The organism is Devosia sp. A449, assembly GCF_054489375.1.
Genome location: NZ_JBTMWU010000005.1, coordinates 47,032 through 67,017 on the forward strand (window position 1 = coordinate 47,032; position 19,986 = coordinate 67,017).

General features: G+C 59.0%; 22 protein-coding genes and 2 tRNA genes. 17 read left to right on the forward strand and 7 right to left on the reverse strand.

Annotation, left to right across the window (positions count from 1 at the left end; genetic code table 11):
* Positions 1 to 66: 66 nt before the first annotated feature.
* Together ACX3OW_RS14350 and ACX3OW_RS14355 are read left to right on the forward strand one after the other, a co-directional pair.
* Entirely contained in the window at positions 67 to 837 is a 771-nt protein-coding gene (locus tag ACX3OW_RS14350) for an SDR family NAD(P)-dependent oxidoreductase (protein ID WP_459096476.1), read from the forward strand.
* Positions 838 to 947: 110 nt separating this feature from the next.
* Entirely contained in the window at positions 948 to 1,610 is a 663-nt protein-coding gene (locus ACX3OW_RS14355; protein ID WP_459096477.1) for an OmpA family protein, read from the forward strand.
* A 65-nt stretch (positions 1,611 to 1,675) separates the two neighbouring features.
* Here ACX3OW_RS14355 and ACX3OW_RS14360 read toward each other — a convergent pair whose 3' ends face one another.
* Positions 1,676 to 1,990 carry a hypothetical protein gene (locus ACX3OW_RS14360; protein WP_459096478.1) on the reverse strand — a complete coding sequence of 105 codons (315 nt, stop codon included), beginning with the start codon at positions 1,988 to 1,990 and terminating at the stop codon, positions 1,676 to 1,678.
* Positions 1,990 to 2,247 (reverse strand): hypothetical protein, encoded by a 258-nt coding sequence (locus tag ACX3OW_RS14365; protein WP_459096479.1) that lies wholly within the window; start codon positions 2,245 to 2,247, stop codon positions 1,990 to 1,992. The genes ACX3OW_RS14360 and ACX3OW_RS14365 overlap by 1 nt, the downstream gene beginning before the upstream one ends.
* Positions 2,248 to 2,385: 138 nt before the next feature.
* Between ACX3OW_RS14365 and ACX3OW_RS14370 the strand changes: the two genes are divergently transcribed.
* Both ACX3OW_RS14370 and ACX3OW_RS14375 read left to right on the forward strand, forming a co-directional pair.
* Positions 2,386 to 2,775 (forward strand): PRC-barrel domain-containing protein, encoded by a 390-nt coding sequence (locus ACX3OW_RS14370; protein WP_459096480.1) that lies wholly within the window; start codon positions 2,386 to 2,388, stop codon positions 2,773 to 2,775.
* 104 nt (positions 2,776 to 2,879) lie between these two features.
* Complete coding sequence (locus tag ACX3OW_RS14375; RefSeq protein WP_459096481.1) at positions 2,880 to 3,302, forward strand: nitroreductase/quinone reductase family protein; 423 nt, start codon at positions 2,880 to 2,882, stop codon at positions 3,300 to 3,302.
* 22 nt (positions 3,303 to 3,324) lie between these two features.
* Here the strand turns inward: ACX3OW_RS14375 and ACX3OW_RS14380 are convergent, their stop codons facing one another.
* Positions 3,325 to 4,665: a hypothetical protein gene (locus ACX3OW_RS14380; RefSeq protein ID WP_459096482.1), complete on the reverse strand. Its 1,341-nt coding sequence runs from the start codon at positions 4,663 to 4,665 to the stop codon at positions 3,325 to 3,327.
* A gap of 632 nt (positions 4,666 to 5,297) precedes the next feature.
* Here ACX3OW_RS14380 and ACX3OW_RS14385 point away from each other — a divergent pair.
* Positions 5,298 to 5,618, forward strand: coding sequence for a hypothetical protein (locus tag ACX3OW_RS14385; protein WP_459096483.1), 321 nt, complete (start codon positions 5,298 to 5,300; stop codon positions 5,616 to 5,618).
* A gap of 146 nt (positions 5,619 to 5,764) precedes the next feature.
* On the opposite strand, the gene ACX3OW_RS14390 is transcribed toward ACX3OW_RS14385, so the two are convergent.
* The 4 genes from ACX3OW_RS14390 to ACX3OW_RS14405 form a co-directional block, all read right to left on the reverse strand.
* Entirely contained in the window at positions 5,765 to 6,007 is a 243-nt protein-coding gene (locus ACX3OW_RS14390) for a hypothetical protein (RefSeq protein WP_459096484.1), read from the reverse strand.
* Positions 6,008 to 6,081: 74 nt separating this feature from the next.
* On the reverse strand, positions 6,082 to 6,354 hold the full coding sequence (locus ACX3OW_RS14395; RefSeq protein WP_459096485.1) for a DUF982 domain-containing protein: 273 nt from the start codon (positions 6,352 to 6,354) through the stop codon (positions 6,082 to 6,084).
* A gap of 219 nt (positions 6,355 to 6,573) precedes the next feature.
* Positions 6,574 to 7,371, reverse strand: a complete 798-nt coding sequence (locus ACX3OW_RS14400) for a hypothetical protein (RefSeq protein ID WP_459096486.1) — start codon at positions 7,369 to 7,371, stop codon at positions 6,574 to 6,576.
* Between the two features lie 222 nt (positions 7,372 to 7,593).
* A tRNA-Thr gene (locus ACX3OW_RS14405) sits at positions 7,594 to 7,668 on the reverse strand.
* 124 nt (positions 7,669 to 7,792) lie between these two features.
* Here ACX3OW_RS14405 and ACX3OW_RS14410 point away from each other — a divergent pair.
* The 12 genes from ACX3OW_RS14410 (at position 7,793) to ACX3OW_RS14465 (ending at position 19,968) form a co-directional block, all read left to right on the forward strand.
* A complete protein-coding gene (locus ACX3OW_RS14410) occupies positions 7,793 to 7,957 on the forward strand; it encodes a hypothetical protein (RefSeq protein ID WP_459096487.1) in 165 nt (54 codons plus the stop codon).
* 276 nt (positions 7,958 to 8,233) lie between these two features.
* Complete coding sequence (gene murA / locus ACX3OW_RS14415) at positions 8,234 to 9,526, forward strand: UDP-N-acetylglucosamine 1-carboxyvinyltransferase (RefSeq protein WP_459096488.1); 1,293 nt, start codon at positions 8,234 to 8,236, stop codon at positions 9,524 to 9,526.
* A 747-nt stretch (positions 9,527 to 10,273) separates the two neighbouring features.
* Complete coding sequence (locus ACX3OW_RS14420) at positions 10,274 to 10,708, forward strand: DUF2948 family protein (RefSeq protein ID WP_459096489.1); 435 nt, start codon at positions 10,274 to 10,276, stop codon at positions 10,706 to 10,708.
* Positions 10,709 to 10,765: 57 nt separating this feature from the next.
* Positions 10,766 to 12,058 carry a histidinol dehydrogenase gene (gene hisD, locus ACX3OW_RS14425; protein WP_459096490.1) on the forward strand — a complete coding sequence of 431 codons (1,293 nt, stop codon included), beginning with the start codon at positions 10,766 to 10,768 and terminating at the stop codon, positions 12,056 to 12,058.
* Between the two features lie 8 nt (positions 12,059 to 12,066).
* Entirely contained in the window at positions 12,067 to 13,026 is a 960-nt protein-coding gene (locus ACX3OW_RS14430; protein WP_459096491.1) for a UPF0262 family protein, read from the forward strand.
* 175 nt (positions 13,027 to 13,201) lie between these two features.
* Positions 13,202 to 13,420, forward strand: a complete 219-nt coding sequence (gene infA / locus ACX3OW_RS14435) for a translation initiation factor IF-1 (protein WP_046138947.1) — start codon at positions 13,202 to 13,204, stop codon at positions 13,418 to 13,420.
* A 7-nt stretch (positions 13,421 to 13,427) separates the two neighbouring features.
* Positions 13,428 to 14,066 carry a Maf-like protein gene (locus ACX3OW_RS14440; protein ID WP_459096492.1) on the forward strand — a complete coding sequence of 213 codons (639 nt, stop codon included), beginning with the start codon at positions 13,428 to 13,430 and terminating at the stop codon, positions 14,064 to 14,066.
* Positions 14,066 to 14,257 (forward strand): DNA gyrase inhibitor YacG, encoded by a 192-nt coding sequence (gene yacG / locus ACX3OW_RS14445; RefSeq protein WP_459096493.1) that lies wholly within the window; start codon positions 14,066 to 14,068, stop codon positions 14,255 to 14,257. Before ACX3OW_RS14440 ends, yacG begins: the two co-directional genes overlap by 1 nt.
* 346 nt (positions 14,258 to 14,603) lie before the next feature.
* Positions 14,604 to 14,679 (forward strand) — tRNA-Phe (locus ACX3OW_RS14450).
* Between the two features lie 241 nt (positions 14,680 to 14,920).
* Complete coding sequence (locus tag ACX3OW_RS14455) at positions 14,921 to 16,222, forward strand: tyrosine-type recombinase/integrase (RefSeq protein WP_459096494.1); 1,302 nt, start codon at positions 14,921 to 14,923, stop codon at positions 16,220 to 16,222.
* A 528-nt stretch (positions 16,223 to 16,750) separates the two neighbouring features.
* On the forward strand, positions 16,751 to 18,169 hold the full coding sequence (locus tag ACX3OW_RS14460; protein ID WP_459096495.1) for a hypothetical protein: 1,419 nt from the start codon (positions 16,751 to 16,753) through the stop codon (positions 18,167 to 18,169).
* A 26-nt stretch (positions 18,170 to 18,195) separates the two neighbouring features.
* On the forward strand, positions 18,196 to 19,968 hold the full coding sequence (locus tag ACX3OW_RS14465) for a phosphoribosyltransferase-like protein (protein WP_459096496.1): 1,773 nt from the start codon (positions 18,196 to 18,198) through the stop codon (positions 19,966 to 19,968).
* Positions 19,969 to 19,986: the final 18 nt, after the last annotated feature.

Sequence of the window (19,986 nt, forward strand, 5' to 3'; positions counted from 1 at the left end):
GAGAGGGAACGCTAGACTTGCTCCCCCGGCATGCCCGCGCTACCCACGCGGTCAACCGGAGGCTTCATGATCGAATTTGCGCATTATCCCAGTCTGTCCAGCACGCCCGTCGTTATTTCAGGCGGTGCCTCGGGCATTGGGGAAAGTCTTGTCCGCCACTTTGCCGCGCAGGGCGCCAAGGTCGGCTTTGTCGATATCGCCAAAACCGAGGGCAAAAAACTGGCGGCCGAGCTGACCCAAGCCGGCCACAGCGTGCGCTTCACCGCCTGCGATATCACCGACACCACGGCCTATCAGGCCGCCATTGCCGGCTTTGCCGAAGCCCATGGCGATGCGCTGGTGCTGGTCAATAATGCTGCCCATGACCAGCGCCATGACTGGCGTCAGGTCACGCCCGCCTATTGGGATGACAATATGGCGGTCAATCTCAAGCATGCGTTCTTTGCCATCCAGGCCGTGGCGCCGGGCATGATCAAGGCCGGGCGCGGCTCGATCATCAATACCGGCTCGATCAGCTGGATGATCATGTCGCCCGGCATTCCCATCTATGAAACCGCCAAGGCGGCGATCCATGGCCTGACCCGTTCCATGGCGCGCGAGCTGGGCAAATCCGGCATTCGCGTCAATTCGCTGGTGCCCGGCGCGGTCATCACCGAGCGCCAGCTGGCGCTGTGGATCGACGAGGCGGCTTTGCGCAGCATCGAGGCCGAGCAGGCGCTGGCCGGTCACGCTCATCCGCAGGACGTGGCGCGCATGGCGCTGTTTCTGGCCGCAGAAGACAGCGCCATGATCTCGGCCCAGCAATTTCTGGTCGATGGCGGCTGGGCGAATAGCTGATTATCGCCAAGACTGGTTCATCTGCCGTTCAGGCGCTATCGTTCACCACCATGCTGCCGTATTCAGTGGTCACCAACTGGCCATATACCAATCCTTCAGGGGGATTCTTGATGAAGTCGAAGATTCTGGTCGCTTTCGCGGCCGCCATGGCACTCTCTGCCTGCACGACCAACGCCTATACTGGCCAGCAGCAGCTTTCCAACACCGCCGGCGGCGGCCTGCTCGGTGCCGGTGGTGGCGCGGTGGCTGGTGCTCTGGTCGGCGCGGCGGTCGGTGGTGATCCGCGCGTCGGCGCGCTGATCGGCGCTGGCGTGGGTGGCCTGACCGGCGCCGGCATCGGCGCCTATATGGACCAGCAGGAATCCGAGCTGCGCGCACAGCTGCAGGGCACCGGCGTTTCGGTGACCCGTGTCGGCCAGAACATCGTGCTCAACATGCCGTCCAACATCACCTTCGCCACCGATCAGTCGACGGTGAACCCCGGCTTCAACCAGACGCTGGTCTCGGTCGCGCTGGTGCTCAAGAAGTTTGATAAGTCGATTGTCGACGTCTATGGCCACACCGACAGCCAGGGCGACGATAATTACAATCTCAGCCTCAGCCAGCGCCGCGCCGTTTCCGTGGCCACCATTCTGGCCAATCAGGGCATCGATCAGCGCCGCTTCTATATCGAAGGCAAGGGCGAAACGAGCCCGATCGCGTCCAACGCTACCGAGCAGGGCCGCGCGCAGAACCGCCGCGTCGAAATCCAGATCGCCCCGATCAACGGCTGATCGCGACGCTAGACCAACAAAAGGCGCGACCTCCGGGTCGCGCCTTTTTTCGTGGTGCGGTGGGTTTACTGGGCCACCGGCATGGCCGGATCGGTCGCCGGCGTGACCACGCTTTCCGAGGTCGGGGTGCCCGGCTGCATATCGGTGGCCGGCGCGCCCTGCAGCATCTGCATCACCAGCAGCACGGCGATGATGATGGCGAGGCCGATCAGCCCATAGAGCCACCAATTGGTCGGGCTGGTGCCGCCAACCGATGCGTCATGCTCACCGGCCACCCGCAGGGGCGAATTTTCCGGCACGTCAATGCGCGAGCCATTTTCGTCGACCAGCGCATCGACCCGCGCCACATTGGGCAGGGGTTGTTTGGGGACAGTTGCCATCAGAAATCTCCCTTGAAGACCGTTTGAGTGCCGACGCCGTTCTGCACGCCTTCGCGAATTTCGGCGATGGCGCGATCGATCTCGTCGGCGTCGAAGCCGAAATCCTCGCCCTCATGGCTGGCGCCGGTCACATCCGCCTTGAGCTGTTGCAGCAGGTCGATCTTCTCCTTGGCGGTGAATAGGCTGTTATGGGCGATACCCATCGGCGTAATCTTGTCGTGCCCACCGATGCGGTCGCGGAGGCTGTCAAAAACCATGGCACTTCTCCTTGGCATATGGGGTTGAGGACTGCTCAGAGATCAAATGCGCCGCTGCGCCGGGAGTTCCCCCGTTCTTTGTCGGAACCCCTGCGCCGGGGCGACGTTGACCCAGCACACCCAACACAGGAGAACGAGATGGCTTACGAAGACATTCGCGCTGGCGACGGCACCGTCAAGGAAACCCACGATCTCATCGCCTCTGACAAGGTTGAAGGCACCAAGGTTTATGATCCGCGGGGCGAGCATATCGGCTCGATCGAGCGCATCCTGGTGGAAAAGCGCAGCGGCAAGGTCTCCTATGCCGTGCTCAGCTTCGGCGGCTTCCTCGGCATCGGCAACGAGCATTATCCGCTGCCCTGGTCCAAGCTCAATTACGACGAGAGCCTGGGCGGCTACCGGGTCGACGTGACCAAGGAGCAGCTCACCAATGCGCCGAAATATGAGGATGAAGACGACGATTATTGGACCGCCGAAAATGGCCGCAAGGTCTATGACCATTATGGCGTCCCGCCTTATTGGATCTAGGCGCCTGCGTCCCCTCTCCGCTCAGAGAGGGGACGCGCTTTCGTCCTCGACAGGCCGGCGGATAGTTGTAAGGCTTGTTTCCCAAGGCAGATGAGGTTGGCAGCATGAGCAATTTTAACGAGCAGGTTATCGCCGACTTCAATCGCCATGGCGGCCACCCCGGCGGCCATTTCAAGGACGCCCCGGTGCTGCTGTTGCACGCTAGCGGGGCGAAATCCGGCCTGGAACGGACTCAGCCGCTGATGTTCCTGCAAGAGGCAGCCGGCCCCTGGTATGTCTTCGGCTCCTATGGCGGCGGCCCGAAGGACCCGGCGTGGTTTCACAATGTTGTCGCTCAGCCCGAGTTTGATATCTCAGTGGGCGATGGCACCACGATCGAGCGCATTCCGGTGCGCGCCCGCGTGCTGGACGGGGCCGAGCGCGACAGCGTCTATGCCAAACAGGCGAGCCTGTTTCCGCAATTCGCCAAATATGCAGAGACCACCACCCGCGACGTCATTCCAGTGGTCGAGCTGACCCGACGCTGACCCCGAGCCACGGCTAATGCCGTCAGGTATGCCAGCGCTTCATGAAATCGCCCGACGAAAAGCCGAACGGCGTTGCCGTTAGCGGGCTGATGGGGCGTGGACTATAGGAGAGCGGCTGGATCGCTGAGCCGTCCATATAGGTGATGCCGGCCTTGACCCCCAATTGCGCCAGGCCGACGGAGTCGACGCCGCGCGCAATCGTGTTCAGCCCGGCGGCGGAGGCGACGGCGCGAAGCTGGCACAGCTTTTGATACACCGAACCGTCGGTGCTGCGCCAATTGCTGAGATCGGTCGCCAGCGCCCAGACCGGCAGCTGCGCGGCTTCGGCAATCCGCAGATCGGACAGGTCGAAGGTCAGCGACAGCCATTTGACCTGTGGCGACAGTCTGTTCACCACCTCCAATATGGCCTGCGGCGTATGCGAACTGTCGATATCCACGATTTGCAGGGCAATCAGCCGCCGGTATGGCCCGCGAATTGCGGCCAGCAGCGCCGCGTAGGTGGCAAAACTGCGCGAATTGCTCAGCGTCTCATATTGCACCGGGATCAGCACCGGCGCGGCGCGTCCGGACGGCTTCATCTCGTAGAGCGACTTTGCCGCCCGTGACAGCATGAGAAAGTCCAGATTGGCGGCGGCTTCGTCATAGTCCCCATAGGCCAATCGGCTTTGCCCATGGCCGCGCCCTCTGGCATCCAGAATGCAGCGGTTGAGCGCCACGACATTCTTGGAGCGCTTCCAGCACGGCGAAAACAGCACTCTTGAACGGTCCACCAGGGAGCGCGTGCTGCCGGCGGTCTTGCGTTGGGCTTCGTCCTTGATCGTCCGCGTGTAATTGAACAGCCGGTCGATCAGCGTCCCCTCAACGCCATGCAGGGCTCCGCCATTGAGGGTGCCGACGAAATGTTCCGGCCGGATGCGGCCACGAATGAAGGGAATTTCCGTCACCAGCGCGTCGCAGATGCTCTGGGAAATCAGGCCGATTCTGCTGCGCGCTTCGGCCTCGGACAGGTCGAACAGGCACAGCAGATAGGTTGAATTATTGTAGATGCGGTAGAGGTCGAGCGGCCGCAGCTGCCGCTGCAGTTCCGTTTCCGTAATCTGGCGCACGCGCTCGCGCACCAGGTCCCAGGTCACGCCCAGCGCGGAGCGGATCTCGCTCAGGCCAGCGAATTCCAGGCTGCCGCCGACCACGCGACCCGCCACCGGGCGCGTGCCCTCGAAAATGGCCTCTAATCGCTGTTCGAACACATCGCCGCGTGGACGCTCCGCCGGCGCGCGCGGTACCGGGCGCCGGCTCGGGGCCACGCGCTTCGGCTTCAGCCCAACCCTGTCGGCCAGCGTCTCAACCCATGCCGCAACCATTCGGCGATTCCCCTCGATATATTGGGCGGCAATAGCGCGGCATCTTCGTGTGCCGTACCCGCCTCAGCCTTCGCCCTGCCGACCTCGATAGGCCCCGTTAAGGAGTCATTAACTACCAGCGTTAAGCATGGCATGCCATATCTCACGCCCGCCATCCACCGCCGCGGGTGGTTATCACCCCTTATTAACAGCGCTGCCCGCCGCAATCACACGCCGCCGCCGCAGAGCTAGCGGCCAAACCACATTGGCCATCTGCACCAGGAAAACGCGGCGGGTGAATCTGCGTGTAGGAAATTAGCTGAGTAAAAATAAGGGCTTACAGAATTTAGAGGCGAGCTATTTTTCTCGTGGCTACTGCACGGCACGCCGTTTGGGGGAAGGGATCTGGCCTGCTGGAGCCGTCGAAAAGCAGACAAAAAGCCTAAAACTTTACCAATTTCATTAACCAAATATTAACCACAAACTCGCCGTCGTCGTTAACGTCTGCGGTTCAGTTGTATGAATTGGTCGAGCCGGCCGAAGGCGCGATTCTAATGAACGCACACCGGCCGGGGAATCGAATTTCGCCAATGATTTGACGGCAGAGCCATGTCATCACACTGCTATGGGCAATATTTAAAAGGTGCGGACGAGTGAAAGACCGCATCGACTTCAATATTACCAATAAAGGGATCAGTGTCGGGGCTAGCGTTACCCGTGACTATTTTGACGAGCGGGTGCTGCCGCTGATCACCAGCCTGCTTGCCGACATGTCTCCCAGCCAGAAACGCCGCTTCGCCGCCGCCAGTCGCGCGATGAACCCGGCTGCAAAACCCAAGCCGGCAAGCGTCCCCAAGACCAAGGCCCTGGCGCCACGCCCTGCCGTTCCCGCCGACGTGACACCGGCCGCCGCCATCCGCTCCTACAGCCCCAGGCCTGCCAACAAGACCAACGGCACCGCCATCCTGGCCTGAGCCGCAAGGCAGAGTTGTTGTTGTCTGTTATCCAACGGCGAAAGGACCGGCCCGCTGCATTGCGGGGCGGTCTGTCTTTCAGTCACCAGGCTCTGCCGGCATGGATGCAACCGTTCGGCGAAAGCCTGCGGCGTTTCGCTCCAAGCTTACGCAGCACGCGCCAGTGGGAAGGTTTCAGCGTTGTAGAGGGTGCGGATTTGCGAGCCGTCGAAACGCTTCTCTTCCACTTCGAGGTAAGCCCCGCGCAGCAAGATGGCCGGCATATCCTCGACGGCGAAGCGGACAGCCTCAGCAACCGAGGCGAAGCGCCGATAGCCGATCTGGCGCGATGTTTTCGCGTTCCTGCCGGGAAAAAGTTCGGCGGGGGCGGAATAGTTGATGTTGGTCATGTTCATTTCCTTCTAGCTGGGTGGGGTAGGTTCCTCAAATGCCGGGAGCGCATATGCGTGATGCGCCGGCAGTGCTATGCGGCCGCATGTGCGGGCGGCACGCTGCTCTGGTTGACGACGCGGTCGAGAATGCCGGCGCGCTCCGCTGCCGCAATCAAATAGTTGCGCGCGGACTCGGCCGATACGAGGTTGTCCAAGGCGCTGCGACACATGGCTTTTGCACGCCTGTACTCGCCGGTTCTGGCGCCAGGCCAAAAAAGCTTCAAGTATTCCATTGCCTCAGAGGCGTTGCGAGCCTGATAGTTTCCAGTCCGGCTTTGTTTTAGCCGAAGAAAAACGGGCCGCATGAATGGTTTTCTTCCCATCATGTGCTCCAAATATTTTATTATATTGAGGTGCGGGCGACCCCGCCCAATATACATGGTGGATAAATTTGGGAATTCAAGGGGTTGGCATATTTAGGGTTGCCCGCGCCCACGCCTCAGCCGGCCTGTTCAAAAACCGGGCAAGCGTAAGTGTGCGCCCCGCCGCTGGCGCAAGGCGTACAATATGGCGCAGGACTGCTGCTAGTTAAGTATCTGCCCCACCTCGAAGCAGGACTGACCGTTGACGAAGGCAGTCGACGGGGCGCCGGCAAAGGCTTCGGTGAAGGCGCCAGGAAACAAGATAGATCCGGCGAAAATATCGCCCGACACGCCCGTAGAGGGCAGGACGCTTGCCCATTGCTGGAGCATTTCGGCGCCATTGGCCAGCACCGTGCCACTGCCGCAGGTCAGCGTGTTCTGCACGGTTTCGATTCTGCCGTAGGAGTTGGCCTCGAGGAAGGCGCGCAGCGCGCTGTCATCAACGGTATAGTCGATGAAGAAGCGCGCATACGGCACCTGCAGGCCGGCGTTCAACAACAGCGAATTTGCGCCAAAATCCCAGCCGATGCCGGCATTCCCGAGCAGGCCGACGCCGAGCGTGCCGGCGTCGCCGGCGATGCCGAGCAGACGAACTTGCATGTCCTCGAGCCCCTTGATCAGGGAGACCGAGGCGTTGATTTCACCGCCATAGACGAAATTGCTGGGATTGACGTTGGTGTGGCGCAGGCCGACGGCGAGATGGGGATTGAAGCCGTCGCCGATGGAAAAGCTGAGCCCGATAAAGCCGGTGGTGTCCCACCGATCCGAACCGGCCGATCCGGTCGGCGCCGAACAGGCGTTCCCGCCGTAAGCAAACCCGCTGTTGCCCTCGCTGCCGGCATAACATCCGCTCACTGCGGGCGCAGCCCATGCCGGTGAGGTCAGGGCAAGCCCACCGACCATGCCAAGGGCGAGCAACCCAGCACCAAGCGCCGCACGCGGCAGGAAAGAATCAAGCATTGGCAAGCCCTTACATTGTGCCATGGCTTAGACACGCTCCCGCCAAGACCAGCAATAGGCCGCAGGCCCGGAAGTGCCAATTCAGCCAGCGCGTAGGGAGTGCGCTGCGATGCTTGAAAGGACAAGGCATGGAAAGGCCCATGCGGACCGCCCGTGTGTAATCACTGGCGGCTTCAGATTGCCTGGTAAAACCAGATAGCTCTAGGATTTCAAAGGGAAAACTGGTGCTGCCGGACAGGATTGAACTGTCGGCCTCCCCCTTACCAAGGGGGTGCTCTACCACTGAGCTACGGCAGCATCGGCGCGGTGTTGGGTAGGGCTACCCGGCGCGACGGGGCTCCTTTGCCATAGGCCCAACCTCGACGCAAGGCCAAAAAACGCCTATCAACCATCTCAACGGCCAACACGATTCCCCACAGCGATGACCAAAACCCAACAAGCCGCCCAACGTGAGCAAAGATTGGCCGCAAAGCTCCGTGAAAACCTCAAGCGGCGAAAGGGGCAGACCAAGGCGCGCGAGCAATCCGAGCAGCAAGCGCCCGATCCCCAATCGCCCCCCGGAACCGATACGGTCAATAAACCGTAAACCAGTTTCGGGCGACTATGATGATAGTGAACTGCGATGTGGAGAAGATTCACGTCAGGACGAGACGAAAGGCGTGGCTTTCGAGAACCGGAGCGGAGCGTACAGCAGTACGTGAGCACCGGAAGCGCAGAGAGCAACGAGTTGCAGGCCGTCCTCACGTGAATATGCCCATATCGACGCTGAGTGCGGCGAGTCTGGCTTACGTGGCAACTAGGACTTGGCCTACCTCCCCTTCCAGGTAGATGGGCATCTGTGCCCGCCATATAGGACAAGACTATGGACCGTATCCGTTTGATCGGTGGCAACGAACTCAATGGCGAAATCCCGATTTCGGGCGCCAAGAATGCCGCTTTGCCGCTGATGATCGCCTCGTTGCTGACCGATGAGCCGCTGGTGCTGCAGAATGTGCCGCGCCTCGCCGACGTCAAGCAACTCGAACGCATCCTCGAGAATCACGGCGTCGATATCGCCGTGCATGGCCGCCGTCGCGGTGAGGAGGAGGGCGTCGGCCAGCGCATGACCTTTCTTGCCGCCGATATCGTCGACACCACCGCGCCCTACGAGCTGGTCTCCAAGATGCGCGCCAGCTTCTGGGTCATCGGCCCGCTGCTGGCTCGTTGCCACGAGGCCCGCGTCTCGCTGCCTGGCGGCTGCGCCATCGGCACTCGACCGGTCGATCTGTTCCTTTTTGGCCTCAAGGCGCTGGGTGCCGAAATCGACATCGATGAGGGCTATGTCGTCGCCAAGGCGCCCAAGGGCGGCCTGATCGGCGCGCATATCGTGTTCCCAAAAGTCTCGGTGGGCGCCACCCACACCATTCTGATGGCCGCCACCCTGGCCAAGGGCGTCACGGTGCTGGAGAATGTGGCGCAGGAGCCCGAAATCACCAATGTCGCCGAGTGTCTCGTGGCGATGGGTGCGAAAATCACCGGCATCGGCACCCGCACCCTCACCATTGAGGGCGTGGAAAAGCTGCATGGCGCCACCGTCGACGTGATTCCCGACCGCATCGAAACCGGCACCTTCGCCATGGCCGCGGCCATGACCGGCGGCAATGTGCTGCTCAAGGGCGCTCGCCCCGAGCATTTGCAGTCAGCGCTGGATATTCTGGCCCGCACCGGCGTCCAGCTGACCGTTGAGCCCGAGGGCCTGCGCGTCCAGCGCAATGGCAATGGTGTGTTGCCGGTCGATGTTGAAACCGACCCGTTCCCCGGCTTCCCGACTGATCTGCAGGCCCAGTTCATGGCGCTGATGACCATGGCCTCGGGCACCAGCCAGATTCGCGAAACCATTTTCGAGAATCGCTACATGCATGTGGCCGAACTGGCCCGCTTCGGCGCCGATATTTCGGTCGATGGCCAATTGGCCACCGTCCACGGCAGGACCCGCCTCAAGGGCGCGCAAGTGATGGCGACCGATCTGCGGGCCTCGGTGTCGCTGGTCATCGCCGGCCTCGCCGCCCAGGGCGAAACCATCGTCACCCGCATCTATCACCTCGATCGAGGCTTTGAACGCCTGGAAGACAAACTCAGCCGCTGCGGCGCCGAGATCGAACGGCTGGCCGGGTAGGGCGGCGGTCGCCGCCCTAAAGCTTTCCACAAACGGGGACACGGTGGATGGAAAGTATCGCCCACCCACCGGTTTCACCCTCCCCCTTGCGGGGAGGGAGAGCGAGATAGGAGTTAGCCCTTGCTAACTCCGTCATCGAGCCGGGAGGGGGGCGAGAGCCCCGATGAACGTGGCCAACCACCCCCACCCTTGATCCCTCCCCGCAAGGGGGAGGGTGTCGACTGAGAAGGCTGTGCGCCTTCCACCACCCCAGCCGTCACCCTCGGGCTTGACCCGAGGGCTCTTCACTTGTTGAGCGTGCGGCAAGTACAGTCCCCGCGGGTCAGGCCCGAGGGTGACGCGCGGTGGATTGGATGACTTATCCATCTTATCCCCGCCCCCAATTCCTCCCGCATACTCCCCTCATCGCCCACGCCAGAGCGCGATCATGACGAGTGATGAGCGTGGGGACGGTCGGGGATGGGAGGTCGCTCCCATTGGGCAGAGGAAACCGGCAGCTGCGTCTGCAACATTGGCGTACCTGAACCAACCTGCGAAAATCCCGGCATGATGGCGAGGCGGCTGTCTCACTATCTAACTATCCATGGAGGCAATCGCCTCGCCATCATCGCTCGAAAACCGCACACAGGCGGCGCTTTGGCACGCCTTTTCTGCGCCGCCGCATTGCCCCTATCAGCTCAAACTTGTAGATCGGGAAGGGCGTGACCAGATAGGGTCGTTTGCACGCCAAAAAAGGGCCGACCATCCATGAGCGATCTCAAGCTGCTGGCGCTTGATACCGAGGACCTTGAAGTCATCTCAACCCATGTGCAGGACGCCGTGGTGCGGGTGGCTGACATGGGCTATGCGCGCGGCGACCGCCGCTTTGCCCTGCTGATGAACCGCTTCGATTGGGAATCGGGCTCCGGCCGGCGCGACAAGGGCGTGCGCAAGCGCGCCGCGCTGCATTTCGATGCGGTGCAGTCGGTGGTCAGCAATGGCTTTGATCCGGCGGCGCCCGAAGGCGTGCTCAACCTGCTCGCCATCACCTTCATGCCCATCGATGGCCCGGCCGGCATTATCGAACTCAGTTTTGCCGGCGGCGGCACGGTGCGGCTCGGCGTCGAATGTCTCGAAGCCCGCCTGTCGGATCTCGGCGCCACCTGGGCCGCCACTGCCAAGCCCGCTCACGCGCTGGATTGAACCCAGCTGCTTTGCGCAGCCGGCCCCGGCCGGTGAAAATTTACAGGAAGTTCTTGCATGCCGATTCGCCTCGATAGCGCCGATAGTGATTTTGAACAGCGGTTCCAGGACCTGCTGGATGGCAAGCGCGAGTCCAGCCGGGACGTCAATGATGTGGTCGCCGGCATCATCGCCGACGTGCAGGCGCGGGGCGACGTTGCGCTGGTCGAGCTGACCAACCGGTTTGACCGCACCAGCTATACCGCCGCCGATTTGCGAATCGGCACCGACGAGATCGACGCCGCCGCCGCGCAGGTCAACGACGCCGTGCGCGGCGCCTTGCAGACCGCGCATGACCGCATCTGGGCGCATCACGAAAAGCAGCAGCCGCAGGATCAGATCTATACCGATGCCTTGGGCGTGACCCTGGGCACCCGCTGGACCCCGGTCGATGCCGTGGGCATCTATGTCCCGGGCGGTCTGGCCACCTATCCCTCCTCGGTTCTGATGAACGCCGTGCCCGCCAAGGTCGCGGGTGTCGAGCGCATCGCCATGGTGGTGCCGACCCCCGATGGCCAGATTGCGCCGGCCATTCTGCTCGCCGCCAAGATTGCCGGCGTCACCGAGATCTATCGCGTTGGTGGCGCGCAGGCCGTGGCCGCTCTGGCTTATGGCACCGCCACCATTGCGCCGGTCGACAAGATTGTCGGCCCCGGCAATGCCTATGTTGCCGCCGCCAAGCGCCAGGTGTTTGGCAAGGTCGGCATCGACATGATCGCCGGCCCCTCTGAAGTGCTGGTCATTGCCGATGGCTCGGCCAACACCGCCTGGGTCGCGGCCGATCTGATTGCCCAGGCCGAACATGGCTCCGGCGCCCGCTCGATCCTGGTCACCACCGAAAAGGGTCTGGCTGACGCCGTGGCCGCCGAGGTCGATCGCCAGATCAACGCCTTGCCCAATCCGGCCAATGCCCGCGAAGGCTGGGACGAGCACAGCGCCATCATCACCGTCGCCTCGCTCACCGAGGCCGTCGCCCTGGCCAACCGCATTGCCTCCGAGCATGTCGAACTGGCGCTGGATGACCCGCAATCCATCCTGCCCTTGATCCGCCATGCCGGCGCGATCTTCCTCGGCCACCACACGCCCGAAGCCATTGGCGACTATGTCGGCGGCTCCAATCACGTGCTGCCCACCGCCGGCACCGCCCGCTTCGCCTCCGGGCTCGGCGTGCTCGATTTCGTCAAGCGCACTTCCATTCTGGGCTGCGACCCCACCTCTCTGGCCGCGCTCAGCGAGGCGGCGGTGATTCTGGCCGAGGTCGAAGGGCTCGACGGCCACGGTCGCTCGGTTTCCATCAGGCTCAACCATTGAGCATCGCGATGGACAATCAGGCGAAACCGACTGCTACCGATCGCCTGGTCACCGTCACGCTCGATCCCAACACCATCACCTCGATCAATCCCGACGAGGTGCATGAGTGGCGCATCGCCATTTTCGACCTGCTCGAAGACAATAGTTTCCGCCCGGCGCGGGTCACGGCCAAGGGGCCGTTCGCCCTGCATATGTCGATTGTCGGCAATTACATCGTGCTCGACGTGCGCCATCCCGAAACCTTCCAGCCGATCGCGGCGCATTATCTGTCGCTGACCCCGTTCCGCCGGCTGATCCGAGATTATTTCCGCATTCGCGACGCCTATTACGAGGCGATCCGTTCGGCCATGCCGTTCCAGATCGAAACCGTCGATATGGCGCGGCGCGGCATGCATAACGAAGCCGCCGAACTGCTGCGCACAAGGCTCGACAACAAGCTGGTGATCGATCTCAACACCGCAAGGCGCCTGTTCACCCTGATCTGCGCCGTGCAGCCCTATGCCAGCCGCATTGACGAGGCCACCAGCGAGCTGCCCACGGTGCTGTTCGTCTGCTCGATGAATTCGGTGCGCTCGCCCATTGCCGCCGCGCTGGCGCGGCAGGCCTTCCCCGGTCGCATCATCGCCCGCTCGGTGGGCGTGCATGGCGGCAAGGCCGATCAATTCGTCTATGAGGTGATGGAAGAGATCGGCATTGATATGAGCGTCCATACCCCCCATATCCTCGACGAGCTGGTCGCCAACCGCTTTGACCTGGTGATTACCCTGTCCGACGACGCCTTGGAGGCCGTGTCCCGCAAGGAGCTGGAGGCCGGCGCTATCGAGTCCTGGGACGTGCCGGACCCCTCGCTGGTCGAGGGTAATCGCGAGGTGGTGCTGAGCGCCTATCGCGCCTTGCGCGACAGTCTGCGCCAGCGCGTCCGCGAGCGGCTGGAGCCCTTGGTTTCCGGTGGTTCACAAATCCGTTGAATTGAAGTAGGTTCCGGCCAAATTCCGACCTTCGGTCGGCAAATCAATGCCTAGAGCAAGGGGCGAAAAACTGGGAACCGGCTTTTCGGAAACCCCCTTGCGGTAATAAACACTGGAGCCGGCGATTTGAATCTGTCAAATCGCCTTAGGCTCCATGGTCCTTTCAGGAGACAGAATGGCGAAGGAAGAAGTGCTCGAATTTCCGGGCGTAGTGGTTGAATTGCTTCCCAATGCGACGTTTCGCGTCAAATTGGAGAATGAGCACGAGATCATTGCCCACACTGCAGGCCGCATGCGCAAGAACCGCATCCGCGTGCTGGCGGGCGATAAGGTCCTGTGCGAAATGACGCCATACGACCTGACCAAGGGCCGTATCACCTACCGATTCAAGTGAGCCACTGATGGCCAGCCGCCCGGACCTGATTCTGGCCTCGGCCTCGCCGCGCCGGCTGGCGCTGCTCAATCAGATCGGCATTGAGCCCGAGCATCTGGTGCCGGCTCATGTCGATGAAACACCCGAAAAGGGCGAGCTGCCGCGCAAGCTGGCGATTCGCCTCGCCGACCTCAAGGCATTGACCGCCCAGCACAAGGCCCGCTCTGCCGGCTTTGGCCAGGGCGCGCTGGTGCTGGCCGCCGATACGGTGGTCGCCGTCGGCCGCCGCATCCTGCCCAAGGCCGAGACTATGGAAGAGGCCACCGAGTGCCTCCGCCTGCTCTCGGGCCGCTCCCACCGCGTCTATACCGCGCTGACCGTGCTGACGCCCTCCGGCGCCAAGCGGCAGCGCCTCACCGAGACCCGCCTGCGCTTCAAGCGCCTCTCGACCCGCGAGATGGAAGCCTATCTGGCCAGCGCCGAATGGCGCGACAAGGCCGGCGGCTACGCCATCCAGGGCATTGCCGGGGCCTTCGTGGTCAAGCTCTCCGGTTCCTACACCGGCGTCGTCGGCCTGCCGCTGATGGAAACCGCGCAACTGCTCGCCGGCGAGGGCTATCCGGTGCATTTCAACTGGCTCAACCAATCCACCCTGTCGGGCGTCTGATGGCACCCGAGAAGAAATGTCCGATCTGCGGCAAGGCGGCGGTGGAAGCCTTCCGCCCCTTCTGCTCCAAGCGCTGCGCCGACGTCGATCTCAACCGCTGGCTCACCGGCGCCTACGTCATTCCGGCCCGCGATGACGAGCCCATGGTCGGCGACAACAACGCCGACTCAGGCGACGACGACGAATTCTAATTCCCGCCCCGCCGCACTCCCGCATACTGCCTGTATCGCGGCAACGCCGTCCCGGTCGCTACCGCCCGTCGCGCCGCAAGCAGCAGGGATTTTCCACATGCGCAGTAGCGATGTCGCACTATGCGCCCCAGCTATTTCTGGCATCCTCGCTGCTGTCACCGCCGCGTTCTCGGCGTTTTACGCCAGATTGCTCCCGCCTTGGCACGCGCGCTGCTCGCTTGGACCGAGCGAACCCTGTGCATGATCCCAAACTCCTTTTCCACATACGCTTTTCCCGCTTGCACCCTCAAAAACCATCACCTATAAGGCCGATGGCTTTCAGCCGGGCGGACCCTTCCGCCCCGTTGCCCGGGTAGCTCAGTTGGTAGAGCAGCGGATTGAAAATCCGCGTGTCACTGGTTCGATTCCGGTCCCGGGCACCATTTTTTCCTAGTAAAATCAATAACTTACAAGAAAACAGTGGTGCCCACGCTGTGCTAGGGCTTGCTAAATTTGGCTAGCACAAAATTAGCACAGCTCTTTTGCTCCAATGACTTAGCGTAGAAGCGCCGACCGGTTAGCACAAAACCTAGCACAATTGGGAGCAACGCGCGTCGGCGTCGGTTTTGATTCTCGCTATATCAATGCTCGATTTTTGATGCCCATCGAAACTATGATGTGTGCATGGGACAGACAATCAAAGTTGCCAAAGAGGGCAATCCACTTTCATCAGGCTACGCACTTTATGAGCGAGATGGCCTCTGGTACTTGCGATTTTCCGTTAGTGGGCATGGTCAGCTTCGATTTTCGTTGAAAACACGAGACGAGCAGACAGCTCAGTCTATGGCTGAAGGCATCTGGCAGGAGCAGTGCATTCTCGCGCGTAACGGTGTTCTGCTGAAGCCAAAATCCTTTGCTGACGTAGCTGGGGAATTTATTGCGCTGATCGAAAAAGAGATAGAGCGAGGCCAGCGCGCTGAATACCAGCGTAAGGATTATCTGCCCGTCATTCGAAACTATTTCGTTGGCCACTTCGGCACAAAGGCGCTCGCCACCATCAAAACTATCGACATCGAAGAATATTGGGAATGGCGCAGGGACTACTGGACGAGTGGACCAGGTTCGAAGCAGCCATTCATTCGATACAATCGTACGGTGAATGGCAAAACGATCAGCATACGGCGTCCAGTCAAAGAGGGCCCGCCAAGTGATAGCACTCTATCCAAAGAGGCGCTGCTGCTCCGCCAGCTGTTTGAGTATGGTCTAAAACGAGATTACACCAAAAAAGTCCCGGCCATTGAAATCAAACGTTCTAAGCGCCGTGTGGTGAAGTCCCGTCCGGCTTTCACGCTGGATGAATTTATGCGGCTGCTCGCGCTTAGTGAAAAGCGCGTTTACGAGACGCACATCAATGAGCACGTGCGAAATGATCGTGTTAAACTCCACGCCTTTGTCTCGTTAGCCGGATACACCGGGTTGAGGCCAACTGAGCTGTTTAACCTAACTTGGAATGACATCGAAGAACGCAGGACTGTCACCAAAGACAAAAAGCCCAGCGACATCATTATCCTGCATGCGCGTGGGAAAGGCATGGGGCGAGAGGTTGCGACGATGCCAGAAATCCTCGTCCCGCTTAGTCTACTGAAAAATGTCTTTATCTTGGAGATTGGGCGTGTGGTTGAGAAAACAGACCCCGTGTTTTTCAATGCCGACGGTACGGGCCTTCGAACCTTCAAAAAGGGGCTGAACAGCCTTTTGGAGGCAGCTAGCCTTAAAGTGGCGAGCGATGGGCGTTTGCGGGATAGTTTCTCGTTCAGGCACTTCTACATCACGCAAATGCTGCGTTCGAACGTGCACCCTCATTTGCTGGCGATCAACGCTGGCACGTCCACAAAGATGATCGATACCTTCTACTCGAAAGTGCGACCTACCGAAGAAGCGTCCAAGCTGGCGCCGGATTGGCACGGACACCGACTGATTATGTGAGTGGTCATGCTAGAGGGGCCGTGCTCTGGTGTTTGGCAGCGTTCAGCACCTGTTGCGTGCAAAAGGGGCTAAGGTCAGCTGTGGGGCTTCGTAGGGCAAATGCGGATGCTTCCGGCCTACAGCTTTCGTCACACCTACGCGTCGAACCAAATCCGTAAAGGCACTGACATCTACACGCTGGCTATCAACATGCGCACGTCGGTTCGGCTGATCGAATCCTATTATTCGGATGTAGTACCAGACGACATGGCCAAACAGCTCGAAGGAAGCTGGGATAAACCCAGTAAGTAAGGGGCAAGTTTGCAGTGGATTGGCATGATCCCAGAACGTTTAAGTGAACGCGCTGCGCAGAAGCGGGGGGGCGCGCGTTGCTCTGTCGTCGCTCAGATTCGGATAGCAACCGCTCCAGATGAAATAGAAAAACTTGCTAATTTGACGCAGCGGAAATCCACAGCTGTGGGTTTCAAAATGTAAGCATGGCATAGGAAGCCATTCTCTGTGAAAGTGCCCGCACTATGGGAGAAGTACGTGGAATTCATTGTAACAGCGCTTGGCGAAAATTCTGATGATCCAATAACTGAGATCGAGAGATTTATCGCGGCCGGTAGAATTTCGGATGCGAAATCAGCTTTGCGGACTTGGCTGTTCGCTCAATCGAACTCAACTTCGGACATAGGATCGATTGCGGACGCCATCGCCTTGTTTAACAGAACGGGAAGTAAGTCACCTACTGTTCCCTCGGTGATATTTAGGTGTCTTTCTGTCGATGGCGTCATTCCAGAACCGAATTCAACCAATCATCTTGAGAGGCTGATAGTTGAATTGTGCGAGACCAGCGCCCCGGAGATTTGCACATTTCTATCTATGAAGCCACGATCACAGACCTACGAGAAATTTGCTACCCTGCAACAGGCCCACAAGACGATCTCTGGGAATCTATCTCCTCTTACGGACAGTTACGGCGACCTGCAGGCCTTGGTTGGTGCTCGCAGGTCAATTCTAGGATCCCTTAGCCATAGTATTGTACGTGCATACTTTGGCCCGCACCATTTGCGTGAGTTGAAAAGCTCTACAGAGGTTCTATTTGGTTCGCTACAAAAACTGGAATCGTTGGACGCAAAATTTCTCCAGAATTTTGAGGATTGCCAGAGAACTGTAGATGACATGAAAGCTATGGTGGAGGAATATCCCTCCAGTCTGTCAAATGAGTACTTTTTGAAACTGTTGGATAGCACACAACGGTGCGTGGAACAGTTTTTGATGAACGTGAGGTCTCAGTATCGAGCTGTCGTTGTCAAAGGTTGGGCAGGAGAGGATACACTCGCCAAGCGGTACCCGCTCTATGAGGAAGGCCGCCAATTTCATCTAGTAATTCCGCTGAGAAACAAAGGGGCCGGATTAGCCCTCGACGTGAACGTATCCGTGCTCTCAGGCAGCGATGATCTTGTATTCGATAATGTTGCAACAAATTTAGGGAGCGTCAAACCAGGCGATTTTTCGGTTGTCTTGGAAGCACTGGTCACCAAAGAATGCTCCAATGCAGAGTTCTTGCTCCATATTGAATGGGGCGAAATTGGAAATCCAGATCGAATTTCGGCCGATTTCCATGTGAAAGTACTATCTCAAAGCAAAAATGTTGATTGGCCATCACTAGAATACTGGTCGCCCTACAGCACAAGTGTAGCTAAAGGTGACAGTTTTATTGGCCGAACCGACCTTGTCCGCACCCTTGCCTCAAAGCTTCTTCGAGAAGTAATGGAGCCATTCTATATAACAGGCCAAAAACGGGTTGGAAAAACATCTCTTGCAAATGCCGTCATAGATTTTGCTACCACCAATCACCCAACAAACGACATTTCAGCACATTATATACTTTGGGGCGACGTGGCCAACGCAGATCCGAAGGCTAGCGTCAAATCCCTAGGTCTAAACATCGAGCGATTCTAAGGAGCCAACTTGGTCAAAATATATCCTTGGAAAGCGGCGATTACGACGGTTCGCTTTCACATTTGGTAGTCATTTCAGAGGTTGCGGCAGAAGTTTCTCCTACAAAACGATTCATCTTCATAATTGACGAGTTCGACGAGATCCATCAAGAACTGTTCTTACAGGGCAATCTAGCTGAGACTTTCTTTGCCAATCTTAGATCAATCTCGCGGAGAGCTAATTTCTCCCTTATATTGGTCGGCGGCGAAAACATGCCATTTATTATGGAGCGCCAAGGACAGAAGCTCAACAATTTTTCCCGCGTGAATTTGAACTACTTTTCTCGGGAAAGGGAGTGGGTCGACTTTCAGGGGATGGTAAGGAGGCCCACCGCTTCCATTATAAACTGGCATGAGGACGCAATATCAGAGGTATACAACTCTTCAAACGGAAACCCATATTTTGCCAAAATCGTGTGCGCTGCTGTCGTACAGCGTGCAGTTGAGGAAAAAGACACTGATATTACTTTTGACGAGGTCAAGGCCGCTACAGACAATGCTATATCAGCGTTAGGATCAAACTCTTTCGCGCATCTCTGGCAAGACGGCGTACCACGCCCGATAGCAGAGCGAGAACCCGACATTTTGCGTCGGACCCGAGTGCTGGTAGCCACTGCAAGATGTGGTCGAATTGGTTTGCCAATTACCGCTACAAATGTGGCCGCCAGCAAGGCCTCATCCTTTATTACTGAGGGCGAGATTGTGGCGGTGCTGAACGACTTCGTAACGCGTGGGGTTCTGAGTGAGTCAGCGGGTGCTTACGAGTTCGTTCTTCCTATCTTCGGTCGTTGGCTAATGGACATCGGGGCTCAGCAACTCATCTCCGACAATTTGAGCGAGGAGCTGGCGAATTCCGCACTTCGTGAAGAACATTCTGCATTAATTCTATCCGAAGAAGTAGCAGCGCTTGCAAAACGTTGGCCAACATACAGGGGGCAGCATATTGGCTCTGACGAAATACGCTCTTGGTATCAGCAGATTGAAGGGCTGAAGGATCAAAGGATCCTCTTCACTTTGCTGCAGCGTACGAAGGTGTTCAGTGAAGCCCTCGTCAGGGAGCGCGTTCGCGAGGCTTTTGCTGCGCTGCGACCGGGCCTACCGGTGCCTGTCATGCGTTCGCTCCATGAGCGACGGTCTGATATTGTGATTACATACGTGGATGGCGAAGGAAAAAGTGGCGCCGCCTACGCCACTCTCTACGCCGAAGAGAACAAGATCAGCGTTTCCAACATCATTAGCCAAGTCAGTTTTTCAAAACGCTATACGGAGCGCGCTAAGGAGCATGGTCCAGCTGCTGCAGTGGTGATTATCGACGACCTAGCAGCTACAGGGGAATCTCTCTCAGAGAATGTTCTCCAATTTATCGAAAACAACAGAGAGGTCCTCACCGAAACTAAGGTGCGAGTGGTAGCGCTAGCGTCTACTGCCGAGGGACAGAAGCTAATTTTGGGAAAGTTTTCGCGGGTTTCAGACATCGATCTCGACTTTTTCACATGTCAGATATTGGGCCCCGAGAGCTTTGCTCTGCCTCCAGACAAGTCAGGATTTAGGACTGAAGACGAGTGGGAGAGGGCGAAATCACTTTGTATCGACCTAGGTGGGAAGATCGATAAGCGGCGCCCGCTAGGTTTTGGAAATTTAGGGCTATTGGTGGTTTTTCCGACCAATACACCAAACAATACCCTTCCGATCATCCGTAGCCATTCTAAATCCAGCTCCGGCAAGGCCTGGCGCCCACTTTTCGAGAGGATCTCGCACTAGATCGACGGCACCTTATTT

Coding starts and splice junctions, on each gene's coding strand:
- ACX3OW_RS14350 (WP_459096476.1), top strand. CDS start 67: ATGATCGAATTTGCGCATTATCCCAGTCTGTCCAGCACGCCCGTCGTT.
- ACX3OW_RS14355 (WP_459096477.1), top strand. CDS start 948: ATGAAGTCGAAGATTCTGGTCGCTTTCGCGGCCGCCATGGCACTCTCT.
- ACX3OW_RS14360 (WP_459096478.1), bottom strand. CDS start 1,990: ATGGCAACTGTCCCCAAACAACCCCTGCCCAATGTGGCGCGGGTCGAT.
- ACX3OW_RS14365 (WP_459096479.1), bottom strand. CDS start 2,247: ATGGTTTTTGACAGCCTCCGCGACCGCATCGGTGGGCACGACAAGATT.
- ACX3OW_RS14370 (WP_459096480.1), top strand. CDS start 2,386: ATGGCTTACGAAGACATTCGCGCTGGCGACGGCACCGTCAAGGAAACC.
- ACX3OW_RS14375 (WP_459096481.1), top strand. CDS start 2,880: ATGAGCAATTTTAACGAGCAGGTTATCGCCGACTTCAATCGCCATGGC.
- ACX3OW_RS14380 (WP_459096482.1), bottom strand. CDS start 4,665: ATGGTTGCGGCATGGGTTGAGACGCTGGCCGACAGGGTTGGGCTGAAG.
- ACX3OW_RS14390 (WP_459096484.1), bottom strand. CDS start 6,007: ATGACCAACATCAACTATTCCGCCCCCGCCGAACTTTTTCCCGGCAGG.
- ACX3OW_RS14395 (WP_459096485.1), bottom strand. CDS start 6,354: ATGCGGCCCGTTTTTCTTCGGCTAAAACAAAGCCGGACTGGAAACTAT.
- ACX3OW_RS14400 (WP_459096486.1), bottom strand. CDS start 7,371: ATGCTTGATTCTTTCCTGCCGCGTGCGGCGCTTGGTGCTGGGTTGCTC.
- ACX3OW_RS14410 (WP_459096487.1), top strand. CDS start 7,793: ATGACCAAAACCCAACAAGCCGCCCAACGTGAGCAAAGATTGGCCGCA.
- murA (WP_459096488.1), top strand. CDS start 8,234: ATGGACCGTATCCGTTTGATCGGTGGCAACGAACTCAATGGCGAAATC.
- ACX3OW_RS14420 (WP_459096489.1), top strand. CDS start 10,274: ATGAGCGATCTCAAGCTGCTGGCGCTTGATACCGAGGACCTTGAAGTC.
- hisD (WP_459096490.1), top strand. CDS start 10,766: ATGCCGATTCGCCTCGATAGCGCCGATAGTGATTTTGAACAGCGGTTC.
- ACX3OW_RS14430 (WP_459096491.1), top strand. CDS start 12,067: ATGGACAATCAGGCGAAACCGACTGCTACCGATCGCCTGGTCACCGTC.
- infA (WP_046138947.1), top strand. CDS start 13,202: ATGGCGAAGGAAGAAGTGCTCGAATTTCCGGGCGTAGTGGTTGAATTG.
- ACX3OW_RS14440 (WP_459096492.1), top strand. CDS start 13,428: ATGGCCAGCCGCCCGGACCTGATTCTGGCCTCGGCCTCGCCGCGCCGG.
- yacG (WP_459096493.1), top strand. CDS start 14,066: ATGGCACCCGAGAAGAAATGTCCGATCTGCGGCAAGGCGGCGGTGGAA.
- ACX3OW_RS14455 (WP_459096494.1), top strand. CDS start 14,921: ATGGGACAGACAATCAAAGTTGCCAAAGAGGGCAATCCACTTTCATCA.